The 19,760-nt window shown below is 42.7% G+C and carries 19 protein-coding genes; 7 read left to right on the plus strand and 12 right to left on the minus strand.

Annotated features, from left to right (window positions below; all coding sequences use genetic code 11):
• Window positions 1-204: 204 nt before the first annotated feature.
• From B9T26_RS06885 to B9T26_RS06895, 3 genes are all read left to right on the plus strand, one after another.
• Window positions 205-420 carry a cold-shock protein gene (locus B9T26_RS06885; protein WP_086198985.1) on the plus strand — a complete coding sequence of 72 codons (216 nt, stop codon included), beginning with the start codon at window positions 205-207 and terminating at the stop codon, window positions 418-420.
• Window positions 421-518: 98 nt separating this feature from the next.
• Window positions 519-746 (plus strand): hypothetical protein, encoded by a 228-nt coding sequence (locus B9T26_RS06890; RefSeq protein WP_086198986.1) that lies wholly within the window; start codon window positions 519-521, stop codon window positions 744-746.
• A 68-nt stretch (window positions 747-814) separates the two neighbouring features.
• The gene (locus B9T26_RS06895) at window positions 815-1,012 is read left to right on the plus strand and encodes a hypothetical protein (RefSeq protein ID WP_086198987.1); all 198 of its coding nucleotides are present in this window, start codon (window positions 815-817) and stop codon (window positions 1,010-1,012) included.
• 404 nt (window positions 1,013-1,416) lie between these two features.
• Here B9T26_RS06895 and B9T26_RS06900 read toward each other — a convergent pair whose 3' ends face one another.
• Together B9T26_RS06900 and acs are read right to left on the minus strand one after the other, a co-directional pair.
• Window positions 1,417-2,598: an acyl-CoA dehydrogenase family protein gene (locus B9T26_RS06900; protein ID WP_086198988.1), complete on the minus strand. Its 1,182-nt coding sequence runs from the start codon at window positions 2,596-2,598 to the stop codon at window positions 1,417-1,419.
• A 131-nt stretch (window positions 2,599-2,729) separates the two neighbouring features.
• A complete protein-coding gene (acs, locus tag B9T26_RS06905; protein WP_086198989.1) occupies window positions 2,730-4,673 on the minus strand; it encodes an acetate--CoA ligase in 1,944 nt (647 codons plus the stop codon).
• Window positions 4,674-4,962: 289 nt separating this feature from the next.
• Between acs and B9T26_RS06910 the strand changes: the two genes are divergently transcribed.
• Both B9T26_RS06910 and B9T26_RS06915 read left to right on the plus strand, forming a co-directional pair.
• A complete protein-coding gene (locus B9T26_RS06910) occupies window positions 4,963-5,544 on the plus strand; it encodes a DUF805 domain-containing protein (protein WP_086198990.1) in 582 nt (193 codons plus the stop codon).
• Between the two features lie 110 nt (window positions 5,545-5,654).
• Window positions 5,655-6,632, plus strand: coding sequence for a mechanosensitive ion channel family protein (locus tag B9T26_RS06915; protein ID WP_086198991.1), 978 nt, complete (start codon window positions 5,655-5,657; stop codon window positions 6,630-6,632).
• Here the strand turns inward: B9T26_RS06915 and B9T26_RS06920 are convergent.
• The 5 genes from B9T26_RS06920 to prfB all read right to left on the minus strand — a co-directional run bounded on the left by B9T26_RS06920 (window position 6,615) and on the right by prfB (window position 11,674).
• Window positions 6,615-7,328 carry a 16S rRNA (uracil(1498)-N(3))-methyltransferase gene (locus B9T26_RS06920; RefSeq protein WP_086198992.1) on the minus strand — a complete coding sequence of 238 codons (714 nt, stop codon included), beginning with the start codon at window positions 7,326-7,328 and terminating at the stop codon, window positions 6,615-6,617. The genes B9T26_RS06915 and B9T26_RS06920 overlap by 18 nt on opposite strands.
• A 209-nt stretch (window positions 7,329-7,537) precedes the next feature.
• Window positions 7,538-8,818 carry a 3-deoxy-D-manno-octulosonic acid transferase gene (locus B9T26_RS06925; RefSeq protein ID WP_086198993.1) on the minus strand — a complete coding sequence of 427 codons (1,281 nt, stop codon included), beginning with the start codon at window positions 8,816-8,818 and terminating at the stop codon, window positions 7,538-7,540.
• Between the two features lie 109 nt (window positions 8,819-8,927).
• Entirely contained in the window at window positions 8,928-10,004 is a 1,077-nt protein-coding gene (locus B9T26_RS06930) for an alkene reductase (protein ID WP_086198994.1), read from the minus strand.
• A gap of 39 nt (window positions 10,005-10,043) precedes the next feature.
• The gene (locus tag B9T26_RS06935; RefSeq protein ID WP_086198995.1) at window positions 10,044-10,346 is read right to left on the minus strand and encodes an ArsR/SmtB family transcription factor; all 303 of its coding nucleotides are present in this window, start codon (window positions 10,344-10,346) and stop codon (window positions 10,044-10,046) included.
• A gap of 232 nt (window positions 10,347-10,578) precedes the next feature.
• Window positions 10,579-11,674 (minus strand): peptide chain release factor 2 gene (gene prfB, locus B9T26_RS06940; protein ID WP_143222999.1). Its coding sequence is split into 2 segments (ribosomal slippage): window positions 10,579-11,601 and window positions 11,603-11,674, totalling 1,095 coding nucleotides; the frame shifts between segments, so codons are not numbered across the junction.
• Window positions 11,675-12,092: 418 nt separating this feature from the next.
• Here prfB and B9T26_RS06945 point away from each other — a divergent pair.
• The gene (locus tag B9T26_RS06945; protein WP_086198997.1) at window positions 12,093-12,881 is read left to right on the plus strand and encodes a putative porin; all 789 of its coding nucleotides are present in this window, start codon (window positions 12,093-12,095) and stop codon (window positions 12,879-12,881) included.
• Window positions 12,882-13,064: 183 nt separating this feature from the next.
• Window positions 13,065-13,865: a putative porin gene (locus tag B9T26_RS06950; protein ID WP_086198998.1), complete on the plus strand. Its 801-nt coding sequence runs from the start codon at window positions 13,065-13,067 to the stop codon at window positions 13,863-13,865.
• Window positions 13,866-13,907: 42 nt separating this feature from the next.
• Here the strand turns inward: B9T26_RS06950 and recJ are convergent, their stop codons facing one another.
• The 5 genes from recJ to B9T26_RS06975 all read right to left on the minus strand — a co-directional run bounded on the left by recJ (window position 13,908) and on the right by B9T26_RS06975 (window position 19,739).
• The gene (recJ, locus tag B9T26_RS06955) at window positions 13,908-15,611 is read right to left on the minus strand and encodes a single-stranded-DNA-specific exonuclease RecJ (RefSeq protein WP_086198999.1); all 1,704 of its coding nucleotides are present in this window, start codon (window positions 15,609-15,611) and stop codon (window positions 13,908-13,910) included.
• Window positions 15,611-16,267, minus strand: a complete 657-nt coding sequence (gene pdxH / locus B9T26_RS06960) for a pyridoxamine 5'-phosphate oxidase (protein WP_086199000.1) — start codon at window positions 16,265-16,267, stop codon at window positions 15,611-15,613. The genes recJ and pdxH overlap by 1 nt, the downstream gene beginning before the upstream one ends.
• A 9-nt stretch (window positions 16,268-16,276) precedes the next feature.
• On the minus strand, window positions 16,277-17,608 hold the full coding sequence (glmM, locus tag B9T26_RS06965; protein WP_086199001.1) for a phosphoglucosamine mutase: 1,332 nt from the start codon (window positions 17,606-17,608) through the stop codon (window positions 16,277-16,279).
• A gap of 125 nt (window positions 17,609-17,733) precedes the next feature.
• Window positions 17,734-19,200 (minus strand): IMP dehydrogenase, encoded by a 1,467-nt coding sequence (gene guaB / locus B9T26_RS06970; protein WP_086174690.1) that lies wholly within the window; start codon window positions 19,198-19,200, stop codon window positions 17,734-17,736.
• Between the two features lie 173 nt (window positions 19,201-19,373).
• Entirely contained in the window at window positions 19,374-19,739 is a 366-nt protein-coding gene (locus B9T26_RS06975; protein ID WP_086199002.1) for a YkgJ family cysteine cluster protein, read from the minus strand.
• Window positions 19,740-19,760: the final 21 nt, after the last annotated feature.

Raw genomic sequence — 19,760 nt, forward strand, 5'->3', positions numbered from 1 at the left:
TTAAAAACTTGATTATTTCTATTTTTAGTGTATATTTAACTTAACTAGAAAAAAGTCTTGTTTCGGTAAATCTTCTTTAAGTATCGCAGTTTTAGTCATAATCCTTCGTTTTTTTCAGATTTTAAGTCTCATTCTTTATTATTTCAAAGTTATAATCAGTCAATAAAATGACTAAAAAATTATTAAAAATTAGTAGGATATATTATGTCAAACTCAAATGTTGTTAAAGGTACTGTAAAGTGGTTCAACGAAACTAAAGGTTTTGGTTTTATTCAACCAGAATCAGGTCCAGACGTTTTTGCTCATTTCAGCGAAATCGCGAATTCAGGTTTCAAAACCTTATTCGAAGGCCAGCAAGTTGAATTCAGTGTAGCTCAAGGTCAAAAAGGACCGAATGCTGTAAATATTGTTGCTATCTAAGTAATAATAGGCAGTAATAAAAAGCACTCACGAGTGCTTTTTATTACTTTAAAATTTGTTTTCCAAATTGTAAAAATCTCTAAAAAATAGGATATAAGTTGTTAAGAACAAATGATTTAATTGCAAAATCTAAAAATGGTACTGAAATTATTGTTTCATTAATTCCCCTCAATAAAATGCAAAATACACGTCAAGGTTTAAAAAGAGTCGAAGTGGGTAAAAGAGTTCTTCTTTCATCTGGAATCGAGGTTGATTTAAATTTGGATGGCCGTACATTTTACACTTCTCTAAATCAGTTATTTAAATTAAACCATAAAGTTGTTTAGATATAAAATTATAAAAATCAATAATTTAGGTTGATTTTTCCCACTACAATTTTATTAAAGGTATATATATGTTTAAACAGAGTCTCAGCGTGAAAGATCAGTTTGGGGTTAAACACTCTATTCAAGCAACAGTGGATCATCAGTTTGCCAATACGCAATCTCATTCGAATATAAAACATATCACCGTTGATGGTGAAGATATTCGACCTAGTTTTGAAATGCTTTTTCAAAGTACTTTAAGTGGAAAAATTTTTAAAATTATATAAATAATAATTTGTGTTAGATCATTCCTTGTTAGCCAAAGATAACCTAGATTCAATTTTAGAAAGTAAAAAACTAGCATCTCATTGGAACTAAACCTTTATTTGTATGTATCAAAGTACCTGCTGGAAAGCCTGTACTTATTTTATGATGTAAGGTGATTAACTTCTCTTTTATCTGTTTATATTTTTAATTTGACGATTAGACAATTGTTCTAAAATTAACATCATACACTTTATATGAAATTCAAAATTATTTTTATGAATCATAAATTTAATTAACAATAAAAACCTCATTCTTATAAATGAGACTTTTATAAAATGATTTTCACGTTCCACATTTTTTCTTTATGTCTAGATCTAGACATAAAGAAAAGCCTCCTAATAGGAGGCTTTTTTGAATATTCAGATTAGGAATAAAAACTCGGATCAGGCACTTTAGCCGTTAACACCCACTCCCCAATTTCCTGATATTTATAATCAATCGGATCATGCAACGTCTGGGTACGGACATTGCGCCAGAAACGGTCTAAGTTTAATTTGGCTGTGGTGGCACGCGCACCCATCACCTGGAAAATATTTTGCGTCACAAATAGCGAAGTATTGGTCGCTGCGATTTTGGCAGTGGCAATTGAAATGCTCACTTCACCGCGTTGCTCGGCTGTTAAATCCTCGCCAATCTCCCAGGCTTTCTGTAGTGTCTCTACCGCCTTATTTGCCAGTAAACGCACCCCTTCCAGCTGTACATAAAACTCGGCAAAGTGTTTTTGCGTAAACGGATCATTGACGGCATTTTCAGCCAAAGATTTGGACCAGGCTTTTTGGCTCTGTACGGTTTGTCTGGCAGTTTCAAAAGCACCTTCGGCTACCCCTAAAAACAGGTGTACAAAAATCAGTTGCGCAATCAGCGGACGTAAACTCGAATATGGCGTACTGAGTGGTCCTGGATTGAGCAATAACTCATCTTTCTGAATTTTGACCTGCTCAAAATGACTGGTGCCGCTGTCGGTTTGGCGTTGTCCCATATTGTTCCAGTCGCCTAAAAAACTCACCCCTTCACGTGCGGTCGGAATCACCCCTATCAGCAATTTGCCTTCATCGTTATAGCCCGAACATATCAAGATGTCGGAATCCCTCGAACCTGAACAAAAGCTTTTATCGCCATGAAACACATATTCGGTTTCCGAAATTTTTGTCGCTGTAGTTCGACGGTCTAATGGATTTAAGGTATTGCCCCAAAACAGGTTATCAGAAGCTGTTTGTTCAAACCATTTGCCATATTGTTCAGGCTGTGAAAACAGTTGCACCGTTGCAATCAGTAAATGGTGAAAACCATAAACATGTGCAACTGAACTATCGACCTGAGCAATGGTTCGAATGGTTTGAAAAACCGTTTTCCAGTCTGCGCCTTGACCTCCATATTGGGTTGGAATGGAAAGTCCCAGTAAACCACTTTGACGAATCAAATCACGTTCAAATTTAGGGTTTCCACCTTGCTTGTCGCGTTCTGCGGCAGTGGTTGCAAACTGTTTCGCCAGTTGTTGAGCAATCTGTAATGGATTTGAATTTAAAAGCGGGGATGAGGCATTCATAATCGTATCTATATATTTCTATGTTTTCAGCTTAGCAGATGATGTTTTGCTGCTTTATCTGAATGCCTGCAGTCCTTATACATAAAATAAAAATACCGCCTGAACATGCAGACGGTATTTTTATCAATTGCCTATTTTTCGGGATAGACTGTCGCAATCAGATTGTCTACCACCTGTGGGTCGGCCAAGGTTGAGGTATCTCCCAATGTGTCCAGTTCATTAGCGGCAATTTTTCTTAATATACGGCGCATGATTTTACCGGAACGGGTTTTCGGTAAGGCCGGAGCCCAATGCAAGGCATCCGGTGTAGCAACAGGCCCTAATACCTTACGCACCCAATTAATCAGTTCCTTACGCAGCTCTTCAGATTCATCAAAATCGGCCTGTAAGGTCACAAATGCACAGATGCCCTGACCTTTAATCTCATGCGGCATACCGACTACCGCGGCTTCGGCAACATGCTCATGCGCCACCAGGGCACTTTCCACTTCTGCGGTACCTAAACGGTGACCGGAAACATTTAGCACGTCGTCTACCCGTCCGGTAATCCAGTAATAGCCATCCTTGTCACGGCGGGCACCATCTCCGGTGAAATAACTTCCAGGATAAGTCGAGAAATAGGCTTCGATAAACCTTTCAGGATCGCCCCAGATGGTACGCATCTGCCCCGGCCAGGAATCCTTGATGATCAGGTTACCTTCCGCTTCGCCTTCGAGTTCCTTGCCTTCGGCATCGACAATGGCCGGTTGTATGCCAAACAATGGTCGAGTCGCAGAACCCGGTTTTAAATCCGTTGCACCCGGCAAAGGAGAAATCAGGATTCCGCCTGTTTCGGTTTGCCACCAGGTATCGACAATTGGACAACGGCTTTCACCAACAACGGTGTAATACCAGTTCCAGGCTTCCGGATTGATGGGTTCGCCCACCGAACCGATTAAACGCAAGCTGCTACGGTCGCTTTCACGGACAAAGGCATCGCCTTCACGCATCATGGCACGAATGGCTGTGGGTGCCGTATAGAGGATGGTGACATTGTGCTTGTCGACAATATGTCCGGTACGTGCCCAGGTCGGATATTGCGGCACACCTTCAAACATCACCGTGGTAGTGCCGTTGGATAATGGACCATAGAGTACATAAGAATGCCCGGTAATCCAGCCCACATCGGCGGTACACCAGAACACATCATCCTGCTTGATATCAAACACTTCGCGGAAAGTGGAATTCACATAAGTCAGATAACCACCAGTGGTATGCAGTACTCCTTTCGGCTTGCCGGTCGAACCTGAGGTATACAGAATAAATAAAGGATCTTCGGCATTCATCGGTTCAGGCGGGCAGATTTCATTCACCGACATGATTTCCATGTGATACCACAGATCACGTCCTTCCTTCAGCTCAATCGGATTACCGGTACGGTGCACCACCATCACATTTTGAACGGATTCGGTTCCCTGCACTTTCAGTGCCGCGTCAACATTTTCTTTCAGTGGAATCGGCTTGCCACCGCGCATGCCTGAATCGGCGGTAATCACCATTTTTGCTTGGCTGTCTTCAATTCGGCTGGCCAGTGAATCAGGTGAAAAACCGCCAAAAACCACACAATGCACCGCGCCAATTCGGGCACAAGCCAGCATGGAAATGGCAGCTTCCGAGATCATGGGCATATACAGCACCACACGGTCGCCTTTGCTCACCCCATGTTTTTTTAATACATTGGCAAAACGGCAGACTTCGTCGTGCAGTTCTTTAAAGGAAATGATTTTATGTCGTGAAGGATGGTCCCCTTCCCAGATAATCGCTGGCTTATGGGGATGTTCTTTTAAATGCCGATCGAGACAGTTGCTACTGAGGTTCAACTGGCCATCGGCGAACCATTCAATCTTGAAATTGTCCTTGTCGAAACTGGTATTTTTGACCTGGGTAAAAGGTTTAATCCAGTCCAGTTTTTTAGCCTGTTCAGCCCAATATTCATCAGGCTGCTCGATGGATTTCTGATAACGCTCGAAATATTCAGACTCATTGGTGCGAGCGGTTTTTTTAAATTCTTCTGGTACAGGATAGATCTCATTCATTTTTACTTCCTTGATATTATTCATCTCATCACGAGATGCTATGCCGCGTTATTGCTTTTATTGACTGCATCTTCACAGTATGACGATTATTTTTCAACCGCTTCAATCATGCTTTGGTCGTAGTTTATTTATACAATTTAAAACACATACCCCTTATCGTATTCAATCAAAAATATGGTTTTATTCGTATCTGATCTGTTCATTTAATCTTATAATTTAAGCAGAAGATGCTCTTTTTAACTTTTTAAAATACAACATTTTCTTATCTACATCTTAACTGGAAAAGCGTATGAATCCGCAAGACTCCTCCCCCTTTTTTTCCCGATCTCAACCGGCCAAGGCAGATAATCCGCTTTCTCCAGAAGGGCGTTTCGGTCGTTTGAGTTCTATTGGCTGGTATGGGTTCGTGCATTTAATTGCTTTTTTTGCCACCATTGCCTTCAGTCTGGCGCTGGGCATTTTTAATGTGCATACCCTGTCTATGAGCAATCAGTTTATCAATGCTCTGACAGGAATAGCCGGACTAGGCTTTGTCGTGATACTGGTGCTGTATGTGTATTTCTTGATGGTGATTACGGTACGCCGCCTGCATGACCTGAACCGTAGTGGCTGGCTGATCTTGCTGTTTTTGCTGCCACTGGTGAATATTTTTATGGGACTGTATCTGCTTTTGGGTTCGGGCAGCAAAGGCATCAACAACTATGGCTTGCCGCGTGAAACACCAGTCTGGGAAAAAATATTGGCCTGGTTGATGATTATCATCACCATCTTAAGTTTCCTGGCTTCCGGCAGTATAGTTTCTTATATGTTCGGTACTGGTGACCTTGAAGTTCCTCCACAAGTGATTCAAAAAGGTACCCAGTATTTTTAAGGCCGATTGACATTTTTTGACAAAACGACTGGGAATGCTACGCATTGTTGGTTAATTTTTTGATCAGTTTCAGGCAAAATACCGGCCAATGATCATAATCCGGAATATCTGTGGCTGAACAAAACAATGCCTTGAATGATGTAACTCAAGGCACATCTCAACTCTTGCAAGAAGCAACCGAAAAAACCGCACAAACCGTGCTCGAACATACGGCAAAGTATAACGATGCCTATTCGACCATCGATAAATTTGTCGAAGCATTCTGGCAACGTTTGCCTTACATCTGTATTGCACTGGTGGTTTTCACCATTTTCTATTTACTGTCAAAACTGTTTAAATTTTTTGTCCGTAAAGCCTTGGCCGACCGCAGCTATACCAAACAGAATCTGGTCCTTGTTCTCAACCGGGTCGGTAGTTCAGCCATTATCTTCTTTGGCTTCTTGATTGCGATGGTGATTTCCATCCCGGGCTTTACTCCAGGTCAGCTGATGAGTGCCTTGGGGATTGGTTCGGTTGCGATCGGTTTCGCATTCAAGGACATCTTCCAGAACCTGCTATCCGGTATTTTGATTTTACTGGGTGAACCGTTCCAGATTGGTGATGACATCATTGTCTCTGGCATGGAAGGTACGGTAGAAGATATTCAGATTCGTGCAACATTTTTACGCTCACCGGATGGCCGCCGTATCGTAATTCCAAACGCAACGGTTTATACCAGTGCAGTCACGGTAAATACCGCTTATCAGCGTCGCCGCTGTGAATTTGTGGTGGGTATTGGCTATGAAGATGATATCCAGAAAGCCAAAAGCATTATCATGAGTATTCTGGACAAAGACCCAACCATTTTGAGCCAACCAGGTTTTGCAGTGAACGTGAATGCCCTGGCAGATTTCTCGATTAACCTGAATGTGCGCTGGTGGGTCGATACCACTGAAACAACTACTGCTGCTTCCATCAGTGAAGTTCAGGAACATGTGATTCAAGGTTTTGCTGAACACAACATTTCTATTCCTTACCCGGTACAGGAAGTGAAAATGTATCGTGGTAGTAGTGATGCTGAAGTGACTGAATCAGCTCGCGCTAAATAAGCGCCCGAGTACGTAGGGAATTACGGTTTCGGTTCGAATAATACGGTTGCCTAAGCTCACTGCCTGGCAGCCGTTTTTTATCAGTAAATCCACTTCATAGGGAATAAAACCGCCTTCTGGCCCAATCACAATGCTACATGGATGATCAATCGCAAACGGCATTTTGATGTCTACATAAGGATGGGCCACATAAGCCGGGCATTGCGCAGTAATTAAATCGGGTAAGACATCTTCTACAAAAGGCTTAAAGCGTTTATAGATTTCAATTTTTGGCGCAATGGTATCGCCAGCCTGTTCCAGACCCAGCGTTACATATTGATCCAGCTGCTGTAAAAATGGCGTTTGCCAATAGCTTTTATCCACCCGATAACTATGCAATAGAATAATTTTTCCCACCCCCAAGGTGACGCTATCCATAATCAGGCGGCGCAGCACTTTTGGACGCGGCATGGCGACAATTAAAGTGACTGGCAATTTTGCCGGAACCATTTCTTCTTTGATGGGTTTTAATTTTATGGCGTGTTCTGTCACTTCCACAATTTCTGTGAGATAGCGTTTTCCTTCCCGAATCCCGACTTTTAGCGTATCTCCAACTTGAATATCAACATGGGTGCGTAAATGTTCAAGCTGACGCTTGGCACTAATCGTCCAGATTTCAGATTCGGTTTGGCGTGGGTCAAGAAGGACGATGTTCATAGAATCCAGTATTTTAAAAAATATGCAATCATTCGATACGCGGAAGGCGACAGGGATGTCGCCCGCAGTGCTGAGGTACAGGATGTACCTTCAGCACTGCAAAAGATTTTTGCTACTTTTAATCTTTTAAAAGTAGAAAATACCTATACGAAAAAATAAAAACTTAACCGGGCTTTTGAGGTCGTGAATGCTTTGATCTGAGATTATTTTTAAAGATACCGGTCAATCACTGCAATATGCTTTGCTAAAGAACCTTTGTTCTGCAACATGATTTTTTGCGCATGCTGGTTCAGCTGTTCTGCAGCGCTGTGATTATTTAACAGTTCAATTAAAATTTCAGCCGCTTGCTGTGCATCGTTTACGACTTTCACGCCGTCTACCGCGACAAACTCATCCACAATAGTCTGGAAGTTAAAGTAATTTTTACCCAAAACCGTCGGCACATTTAGCGCAATCGGCTCTAAGATGTTATGCCCGCCACCCGGTTCATTCAACGAACCACCCACAAAGCAGACTTGGCTTAAAGCGTACCATAGCCACATCTCGCCCATCGAATCGGCTAAATAGACTTGCGTATCAGGCTGAATGGATTCACCTAAGCTGCGACGTTGAGTGTTTAGCTCTAAATTTTGTGCAATTTGAAAAACTTCATTAAAACGTTCCGGATGACGTGGTACCACAATCACCACAATCTCTGGATGTTGCGTAAGATAAGGCTTTAACGCGTTTAGTAATTTTTGTTCTTCTGGCGCATGTGTGCTGGCAATAGTAATAATTTTACGTGCTGCTAAATTCCAGTCCTGTTTCAGTTGCTCAGCTTGCTGAATAAAGCTTTCCGGTGCATGAATATCAAACTTGATACTGCCCAGTACCTGACTTTTATTTTCAGACATACCTAAAGATAGGTAACGTTGCAGAGTCGCTTGGTCTTGAGCCAGCAAGCTATCCAAACCATTCAACATGCCCTGGCTAAGCCCTTGAACCTTACTGTAGCCTTGGGCGGATTTTTCTGAAAGACGGGCATTAATCAGCAAACAGGGCACTTTAAATTGCTGCGCCTGATCAATTAAATTCGGCCAGATTTCAGTTTCGACCAAGGCCAATATTTTAGGCTGATATTTTTGATAAAAAGCCTGCAGCAAATGTTTCTGATCGGCAGGTAAATACACCGCCTGAAATAAATGCTCATAAGGTGCTTTTAAAAACAGAGACTTGGCACGAGCCTGACCGGTCTTGGTGGTATTGGTCACCAAAACGGGATAACCCAATTTTAAATAATGTTCAATTAAAGGCTGCGCGGCATTGGTCTCGCCTACCGACACCACATGAAACCAAAGCGCATGCAGATTTTTAGGTGTCTGAAAAGGACCAAAGCGCTCGAGGCATTCTTGTTGTAATTGCTCCATATTCAACGCACGTTTTTTGATCCGCCATTGATACAATGGTTTTATGATTGATAGTGCTGCGTTGTACCAAAAAGGAGTAGCCAAACAAGTTGCCTCAAAGAATGTTTAATCGGCAAAATATAACAGAGCAGCCTTCATATGTTAATGAATTCTGCTCTGTAGCATGATTTATTCTGCCTGGAGAAGCCTAAGCTTAGCTTTCAGCCAACTGCTTATTTAACAATGGATAGTCGATATAGCCTGCTGCCACATCGGTTCCAATCATGTTTTCCAGCTTCAATTCATTCAGTGCTTCATCTTCTACCAAACGCTCAAACAGGTCAGGATTGGCAATATAGGCTTTACCAAACGATACCGCTTCCGCTTTGCCTGAGCTCAATAATTCAAGCGCATCTTCACGGCTTAAACGCATATTGGCAATATACGGGACACCATTTGAACGTGCTTTCATTTCCAGACTGATGCTGTCTTCTGCCAAGTATTCACGGGTAAAGAAGAAGGCAATTTTACGCTGACCCAACTGTTCCAGCACATAGCCAAAGGTTTCTTGTGGATTGGCATCGCCCATATCATGCTCATCGCCACGCGGTGCCAAATGCACGCCGACACGACCAGCGCCCCAGACTTCAATCAGGGCATCCACCACTTCAAGCAAGAAACGCGCACGGTTTTCAACCGAACCACCATAAAGATCTGTACGTTTATTGGTTGAAGTTTGCAAGAATTGGTCAATCAGATAACCATTGGCAGCATGCAATTCCACACCGTCGAAACCCGCAGCTTTGGCACGAATAGCAGACTGTTTATATTGCTCGGTAATCGCTTGAATTTCAGAGATTTCCAATGGACGAGGTATTACATATTCACGTTTTGGACGCAGCAGGCTGACATAGCCGGCCTGTTGTACGGCACTTGCTGAAACTGGTGTTTCACCAGCTAAAAGATCAGGATGGGATACACGTCCCACATGCCACAATTGCGCCACAATCAAACCGTCTTTGGCATGAACTGCATCTGTAACCAGTTTCCAGCCTTCTACCTGTGCATCGGTAAATAAGCCCGGAGTTTTTTCATAACCATTGGCTTCTTCTGAAATCACCGTTGCTTCAGAGATAATTAAACCTGCGCTGGCACGCTGTGCATAATATTCAGCCATCATCGCGGTTGGTACACGGTCAACGGTGGCACGGCTACGCGTCAAAGGTGCCATCACCACGCGGTTTTTAAGTTTAAGCTCACCGAATTGAATTGGTGTTGAAAAATCTGTCATCAAGCAATCCTCTTACAGCTTGCCCGGACCGATTGAAGTCTAAAGTGCATGCTGTAAATGTTGTAAAAATTCCTGTATCAGTGCCTCATTACGAGAAAAATAAGACCATTGCCCATATTTGGTCACCTGAATCAGTCCTGCCTGTTGCAACACCGATAAATGATTCGACATGGTCGATTGGGAAATATCCGCGATTTTTTCGATATGCCCCGCACATACGCCACGACTAAAATCATCTCCACACTCTTCAGTGGAAATGAAACGCTTAGGTTCTTTTAAACATTGCAGAATCTGGCGTCTAATCGGGTTGGCTAAGGCTTTATAAATCGCTTCTGTGTCCATCTCATTTCACTCATATTGATGATCAGCACCTTAGCAAAAATCATTATATCGGATTTATTCGATATTAATATCGAAAATTATCGATATTATGAGTCATTTTGTAAATTGCTGTAATCTTGTACGACTTCAGATCATTCTAGCATTGTCTGATCAAGCTGTTTTATGCATGCGCATCAGCAAATTTTAAAGTTAAAAAAACAGAGGACCGGCCTCTGTTTTTCAAGCAATAAACTTATAGGCCCTGTTTTAAACTGGCTTCAATAAATTTATCCAGGTCACCATCCAGTACTGCACCCGTATTCGAGCTTTCCACACTGGTACGCAAGTCTTTAATACGTGAGTCATCCAGTACGTATGAACGAATCTGGCTACCCCAACCGATATCGGACTTGGTATCTTCCAGTGCCTGCGCAGCATCGGTACGCTTTTTCATCTCTAATTCATAGAGTTTGGCACGTAACTGTTTCCACGCATGATCACGGTTGGCATGTTGTGAACGCTGGTTCTGACACGCCACCACAATCCCTGTTGGTGCATGGGTTAAACGTACCGCAGAATCGGTTTTGTTAATATGCTGACCACCCGCACCCGATGCACGGTAAGTATCGGTACGGACATCTGCCGGATTGATGTCAATTTCAATGTTGTCATCAATTTCAGGTGATACAAAAACTGCCGAGAATGAAGTATGACGACGGTTACCCGAGTCAAATGGTGATTTACGCACTAAACGGTGAACACCGGATTCGGTACGCAACCAGCCATAGGCATACTCGCCTTCAACACGGATTGTTGCAGATTTAATACCCGCAACATCCCCGTCAGATTCTTCCATCAATTCTGCTTTAAAGCCGTGGCGTTCAATCCAGCGCATATACATACGAAGCAGCATGGAAGCCCAGTCCTGCGCTTCTGTACCACCCGAACCGGCCTGAATTTCCACATAGCACGGGTTCGGATCCATTGGGTTACTGAACATACGACGGAATTCAAGTTTTGCCAGTTCCGATTCAGACGCGTCCAATTCTGCTTGTACATCTTCAAGCAAGCTTTCGTCGTCTGCTTCAACCGCTAAATCAAGCAACGCTTGCGCATCTTCAAGCTGAGAGGCTAAACCTTCTAGAACGTTGATGACGTTTTCAAGCTCGCCTTTTTCTTTGGCCATGGCTTGAGCACGACTTTGGTCATTCCAGATCGCAGGATCTTCCAGTTCACGCAGAACCTCTTCTAAACGCTCTTTTTTCAGATCGTAGTCAAAGATACCCCCGTAATGTTAGACCACGGTCGTTTAAGTCTTTTAATTGGTTTAGATAAGGATTAATTTCCACGTGAATTACTCTCAATCAGAATATTAGGCTTAAATAGCCGGCAATTATAACACAGAGCATGGATGCAGTTTAGCGCGCTTTAATTCAATAACAATTGAGCAAATAGTGAATAAAAACAGCTGTTCAAAAACACTTACTTTGTAGGGTATTTTTAAGATTCAAATCATTTTTATGTTACAAAATACTCGGTTTTTTATGTAAAAAACGTCTAAACTCATAAAAACTCCATAATTTTAATAAAACAAAACATTTGAATAATTATTTTTATTTCAATAACTTAAATTATTAAAATTACATAACATTACGTTGGAAACATTTCTGTAACCCTAGATGGATTGACCTAAGTTTGTTTTGGTCTAGACTGAAAGTTGTAACAAAAAATGTATTATTTTTAACCAAAATTTGAGGGGTAGTATCCATGAAAAAATTAGCCATTGCTTCAGCACTTCTTTCTGCTCTAGCAGTTACAGGTACAGCCAATGCCTACCAAGCCGAAGTCGGTGCAGCAGCAGCTTATATTGATCCAGACAATGGCAGCTCAGGTAGTGCTTTCGGTGTAGATGGTACTTATTACTTTAACCCCGTTCAAACTCGTAATGCGCCACTTGCAGAAGCAGCATTCCTTGACCGTGCCAGCAACGTTAATGCGCACGCAACATTTGCTGATCGTGGTGACGTAGATGACAACACTTATGGTGTAGGTGCTGAAGTCTATGTTCCAAACTCAGATTTTTATATTGGTGGTGATGTAAGCCGTAACAATACTGAATACCGTGATGTATTAGGTCAAAAGTATGACTTCGATACGACTTATTATTCTGCTGAAGTCGGTTACCTTCCAGCACCAGGCTTGCTCATTGCTGCGGGTGTGAAAGGTTGGGACAACGACAATGACGATGGTGTAGATCCAACACTTCGTGCCAAATACGTGACTCAACTCAGCAATGGTAAAGACATCAACCTTGAAGCAGGTGCATCATTTGGTGATCTAGATGAGTTCAATCTTGCTGCCGATTACTTCATCGATAAAACACTCAGCGTTGGTGCTGACTACTACAACAACGACTTAACTGATCAAAATGAATTTGGCATTAATGCCCGTAAATTCTTTACTGAGCAAGTAAGTCTTGAAGGTCGAGTTGGTTTCGGTGAAGTGGGTAATAACGACTACAACTCATTCGGTGTAGCTGCCAAATACCGCTTCTAAGCACTTCTTAAATTAAATAATTTTCATGAAATGGCCCATCTTCGGATGGGTCATTTTTTTGTTCTGAAATAAAGCATTGAGATAAAAAATGCACATTGACTGTGCGATTATTTAATATACAATTTGTTACAACTATAAGATAAAACTATACAGAATCACTTTTATAACGATGGGGAAAATTAAATGCTTAAAAAAATTGCTCTTGCTACAGCACTTCTTGCTGGTCTGGGAACTGCTCACGCTTACCAAGCTGAAATTAATGGGGGCTATGAAAATACTGATATTGATAATGTAGGTGATTTAGATACTTTCTTTATCAATGGTAAATATTATCTAAATGGAGCTCAAGTTAAAGGGGCACCTCTAGCTGAAGCTGCTTTTATGAGTAAAGCTAGTAATATTGGTTTAGGTTATGCCAATGCAAGTGGCGATGGGGATGAAGACATTGATGTAATGGGCATTAGCGGAGAATTCTATATTCCAAATACACAATTTTATGTAAGTGGCGCACTTAATAAAGTCGATTTTGCAGATGAAGATAATACCGGCTATGCCCTAGAACTAGGCTATTTACCAATTAATGGTTTACTGGTTGCTGCTGGTATTGCAAAAGAAAATGTTGATCCTGTTCAAGTTGCGAATTATGGTTTCACAACAAACTTTTTAAATGCATTAACTGTAGGTGAAGATACAGCTGTTTCTTTACGTGCAAAATATGTGACTCAAATTGGTAATCATTTTGCCAACTTTGAAGGCTTAACTTATTTTGGAGATGAAACTGCATATCGTCTAGGTGCAGACCTTTACCTCGATCCTACACTGAGTGTTGGTATTTCCTTCGCTGACTCAACTATTGAAGATTCGGATACCATTTTCAGTATTCGTGGTCAGAAATTCTTTACTCCAGCCATTGCTGCAGGTATTAATTACACGACTACTGATGGTGCGGACTCTTTTGGAATCAACGGTACTTTCCGCTTCTAAGCTTTAAGATTAAAAACAAAAACCGCTCAATTGAGCGGTTTTTTATTGTTCCAAATGGATCACGCGTAGCTGTAAGCTGACGTTGCCATTAAATTCATTTTTATCTATTTCATAGACCAGTCGTACACTGCCCTGCATGGCATCAAATTCAAATTTGTCTCGCGCATTAAAGGCAATGGCTTCTACAATTTGACCATTTTGCAAAGCCAGACGCAGCTTTAAATGCATTTCTTTCAGCCAGCGATAATCCAGAACCTTGAATACCCCTTCAAAAATCGGCGATGGGAATTTTTGTCCCCAAGGGGTTAAATTTTGCAGAAAATCGACGGTTTCAATATGAAAATGTTCTGTCGGTAATTCGCCATCGGTCCATAAAGTGGCGTGAAACAGTGACTCATCCATGTTTGAGATTAAAGCTTCAAAGGCCTGCTTAAATTCATCAAAATGCTGTTTTTGAATGGTCAAACCCGCAGCAGCGGCATGTCCGCCAAAATGACTGACCAAATGCGGATACTGTTCGGCAATCATTTCAATGGCATCACGTATATGCACACCTTCTATGGAGCGGGCCGAGCCTTTAATATGAATGCCGTCTTCATCTGCCGCAAAAACAATACTGGGACGGTGAAACTGTTCTTTCAGGCGACCGGCCACAATACCAATCACCCCCTGATGCCAATGTGGTTCAAACAGAATTAACGCAGCAGGCAAATGCTCTTGATCCAGCTCGAGCTGGGTAAGTTCAGATAAAGCTTCTTGCTTCATCTGGGTCTCGACCTGACGGCGTTCAGTGTTTAACTGATTTAATTGTTGAGCCAAGGGATAGGCTGTTTGCAGATCGGCAGCCAGCAGACACTCAATGCCAATATCCATGGTTTCCATACGTCCGGCGGCATTAATACGCGGACCAAGCACGAAACCCAGATCTTGAGCCTTTAAGGAGGCAGGATCACGCCCGGCGATATCCAGTAATGCACTAATCCCTGCACGACACTGATTTTGCTGAATACGCTTTACCCCAGCATCGACCAAAATGCGATTGTTATAATCCAGGCTTGCAACATCGGCATAAGTCCCCAGTGCAACCAAGTCCAAATATTGGGCAACTTTAGCAGTGGACTTGCCTAATTGACTGCGATAACTGGATAAATTAGCGAGCAGGTAAAATGCCACCCCTACTCCAGCCAAAGCTTTGCTGGGGAATTCACAGCCCAACTGGTTCGGATTGACCACAGCTTCTGCTTTAGGGGTTTCTTTGGTAGTTAAGTGATGATCGGTAATAATCACCTGCATACCATGCGCTTGAGCCTGTTCCACCCCGGTATGGCTGGAAATGCCATTATCTACTGTAATTAACAAATCTGGCTGAAAAGTTTTAAAAGCCAAATCGGCAATTTTAGGTGTTAAACCATAGCCATATTTAAAACGGTCCGGTACCAGATACTGAACATCAGCCCCCATATCCCGCAGCGCTAGAATCATCAACGCCGTGCTGGTGGCACCATCGGCATCATAATCACCGACAATCACAATTTTCTTTTGCTGATCAATGGCTAAGTCAATCAGCAGAATCGCTTGCTCTAAACCTTTCATGGTCGGCGCTAAAAGATGCTTCAATTTCAGTTCTAGTTCTTGTTCTGATTGCACACCGCGGCGCGCTAATATTTGCGCAATAAACGGCGACACGCCCTGAAAGTTTTCAGGGCGTGTAATAAACGGTCGTTGCTGAATCAGTGTTTTTGGCATTAAGGCATGAGTCTTTGTAATTTCCACTTAGTGTCGATTCTTTCATAACTCAAGCGGTCATGTAAACGGTTTGGACGACCTTGCCAGAACTCATAATAATCTGGCGTTAAGCGATAGCCGCCCCAGAATACCGGTTTAGCCAGAACAGCTTTGTCATTGACCTGATTGTGCAAAATTTGAAAACGCGACTGTAATTCTTCACGGCTGGCAATCACTCCGCTTTGCGGGGTACTGATATGCGCTGCAATCTGGCTATCGCGTGGGCGTTTATGATAATACTCGGTCGATTCTTCTAAAGAGATTTTCTCAACCCGGCCACCAACACGGATTTGACGTTCTTGCTCCGGCCAATAGAACAGCAATTCGGCATAAGGATTTTCTGCCAAATCCAGGCCTTTTTGGCTGTCGTAATTGGTATAAAAATCATAACCTGCTTCAGTCGCACCACGTAACAATACGGTACGCACATGCGGACGGCCTTGTGCATTGGCAGTTGCCAATGACATGGCATAGGGTTCATGCAGTTTCGCTTCTAAAGCATGGTTAAACCAATTTAAGAATTGCTCATGCGGGTTTTCAGTCACATGAGTTTCATCTAATTCCCCTTTTTGGTAACTTAAGCGCAGTTCGCTTAAGTCTTTAATCACATCATTCATATGCTTACCTTAAGCTGCATTGGCACGTACACAATCTGCAAGCTGATTGGCCAAATCGGTCACTTCCTGAAGATTGTCGCCTTCTACCATCACTCGAATGACCGGCTCTGTTCCTGATTTACGAATCAGTAAACGACCACGGCCCTTCAATTGTTCTGCAGCCTGATCAAATTCAGCCACCAATGCCGGCACAGAATACGGATCAAACATTTCCGCCAGACGCACATTGACCAATACATTCGGTAATAGGGTAAAACCTTCAACCAGTTCATGCAGGGCTTTTTGTTGCTCGACCATCACGGTCAATACCTGTAATGCCGCAATAATGGCATCGCCCGTGGTGCTCTTGTCTAAAGTCAGAATATGCCCTGAAGGTTCACCACCAATTACCCAGCCATTTTCATCCAAAGCTTGCAAGACATAACGGTCACCCACGCTGGCACGTACAAATGGAACTTGGGCTTTTTCCAAAGCCAGTTCAAGCGCCATATTGCTCATGACCGTACCGACAATACCCGCAGGTTTGTTTTTACCCTGAGTCGCCAAAATATACAGGATATGGTCGCCAGTGATTTGCTCACCGTTTTTATCCACCATAATTACGCGGTCTGCATCGCCATCAAAGGCAATACCCAAATCTGCCTGATGTTCAAGCACTGCTTTTTGCAGGTTTTCCGGATGGGTTGAACCACAGTCTTGATTGATATTTAAACCATCTGGCTCGTTATAAAGGGCCACAACTTTGGCACCCAGTTCTTTAAATACCGATGGTCCCACGTTATAGGCAGCACCATTGGCACAGTCCACCACAATTTTTAAGTTACTCAGGTCAAAATGGTACGGGAAAGTCGATTTACAGAATTCAATATAACGGCCATTGGCATCTTTCACACGCACACTTTTACCCAGGTTTGCGGTATCTTCAATCTTTAACTCTTTTTCCAGTTCCTGGTTAATCGCATCTTGAATCTCATCGGGCAGTTTCTTGCCTTCGCTAGAGAAGAACTTGATTCCATTATCAAAATAAGGATTATGTGAAGCTGAAATCACAATACCCAGGCTGGCATGTAAAGCACGGGTTAAATGGGCAATTGCAGGCGTAGGTAACGGGCCAAGCAAATGCACATACACGCCCGCCGCATTTAAACCCGCCTGTAATGCAGATTCTAGAATATAGCCCGATAAACGGGTATCTTTACCTAAAACAACAATCGGTTTTTTCTTATTACTGAATTGTTTTAAAACTTTACCTGCAGCAAAACCCAACTTCAGGGCAAATTCAGGTGTAATCGGAAGTTCCCCAAACTTTCCACGAATTCCATCTGTTCCAAAATAACTCATTCTTTACTCACTTCTTATACATGTAGATGGGATTTATCATCCAATTTTAGTCTCAATTACTTTACACCAAAATCAAAAAAGCCGTCATATAAATGACGGCTTTTCCTGACTTTGATTACTAAAAATCAACCAACACGGTAGTTAGGTGCTTCTTTGGTAATAGTCACGTCATGCACATGCGATTCAGACATACCTGCTGCTGTGATTTTCACAAACTTGGCATTTTGACGAAGATCGTTCACGGTAGCAGAACCGGTATAACCCATAGAAGAACGCAGGCCACCCATCATCTGGTGCACAATGTTACCCATAGGGCCTTTGTAAGGTACGCGACCTTCAATACCCTCTGGAACTAATTTTTCAGCGCCGGCTTTAGAGTCTTGGAAATAACGGTCAGCAGACCCTGTTGCACCCGCCATTGCACCCAATGAACCCATACCACGGTAAGCTTTGTAATAACGACCCTGGAAGAATTCAACTTCACCCGGTGCTTCTTCAGTACCAGCCATCAATGAACCGACCATGATGGTGCTTGCACCCGCACCAATTGCTTTGGCCATATCACCAGAGAAACGAATACCACCATCTGCGATCAATGGAATCTGTTCTTTCAATGCATTGGCAACGCTGTCGATGGCGGAGATTTGCGGCATACCAATACCGGCAACAATACGAGTCGTACAGATTGAACCAGGACCGATACCCACTTTCACCGCATCCGCGCCTGCATCAAGAAGTGCAAGAGCAGCATCACCAGTGGCAATGTTACCGCCAATCACCTGAACTTGCGGATAGTTGGCTTTGACCCAACGTACACGTTCAATCACGCCTGCAGAGTGACCATGTGCTGTATCCACAACAATGGCATCTACACCAGCTTCAACCAGTGCTTCCACACGGCTTGGCGTTTCTACACCAGTACCAACTGCGGCACCAACACGTAGACGACCGAGATCATCTTTACAACTGTTTGGATAAAGTTCCGCTTTACGGAAATCAGTGACTGTAATCAAACCTTTCAGTTCGTTGTTGTCACCCACTACCAGTACTTTCTCAATACGATTTTTTTGAAGAAGTGCCTGGATATTTTCTTTTGATTCGTTTTCGCGAACAGTCACGAGACGATCTTGTCCTGTCATGATGTTGCTAACAGGTTGTTCCAGATTGGTTTCGAAACGTGTATCACGACCAGTCACAATACCGACTACTTTGCCATCTTTCACAACAGGGACACCGCTGATGTTGTTGGCTTGAGTGATTGCAATCAGTTCACGAACAGTGGTTTCTGGCGTTACGGTGATAGGATCTTTCACCATACCCGCTTCAAATTTTTTCACACGGCGTACTTCGGCAGCTTGTGCAGCAATATCCATGTTTTTGTGCAAGATACCGATACCGCCATTTTGCGCCATTGCAATTGCCATACGGGATTCAGTCACCGTATCCATAGCTGCTGACACAAGAGGAATATTCAGGTTAATGCCACGAGTAAGGCGTGTCTTTAGAGAGACATCTTTTGGGAGAACAGTAGAGTAGGCAGGGAGTAATAGGACATCATCGAAGGTTAGCGCTTCTTGAACGATGGTCAACATAACAGTCTCACTGGTAATTTCCGTGCGCTATTATAAACAAAAAAAACAGTTTTATTCATGCTAATTTCAAACAGCAATGCAAAATAAATTTACATTGCTGAATATCGGCCAAATTTTTTATTAAAAAACAGTGATTTTAATGCATACGCATGTAAATTTGAGTTGGTGCTCGATTAGCAGACCTGATCAAAATTTTCATCATTGGTCGACTCAAAAGATTCAAGCGGCACAAAGGCAATCATGTTATGCGCCCGTCTTGCCTTATTGCACTGTGCATCGGCAATTTGCACTTCTTTACAAGAGGAACTGCGTGCCTCATACATGCCACAACTGACCTGCTTGCCTATTTCACCGCTCAGGGCAATACAGCGCGGATTTTTTTGATTGGTTCCCGCCATACACGAATACACTGCTGTTACAGGTTCCGTATAGTTTTCGGGCATGACCAGCCCTTCTGCCCAATAAAATGAAACGCGAAAATAGGCGCAGCACGCGCCACAACTTAAACAGGCATCCTGAGTCGGTACTTGAGACAACATTCTTATAAGTTCTCGTCATCT

This window comes from Acinetobacter sp. ANC 4169 (assembly GCF_002135355.1).
In the GTDB taxonomy this organism is placed as follows: domain Bacteria; phylum Pseudomonadota; class Gammaproteobacteria; order Pseudomonadales; family Moraxellaceae; genus Acinetobacter.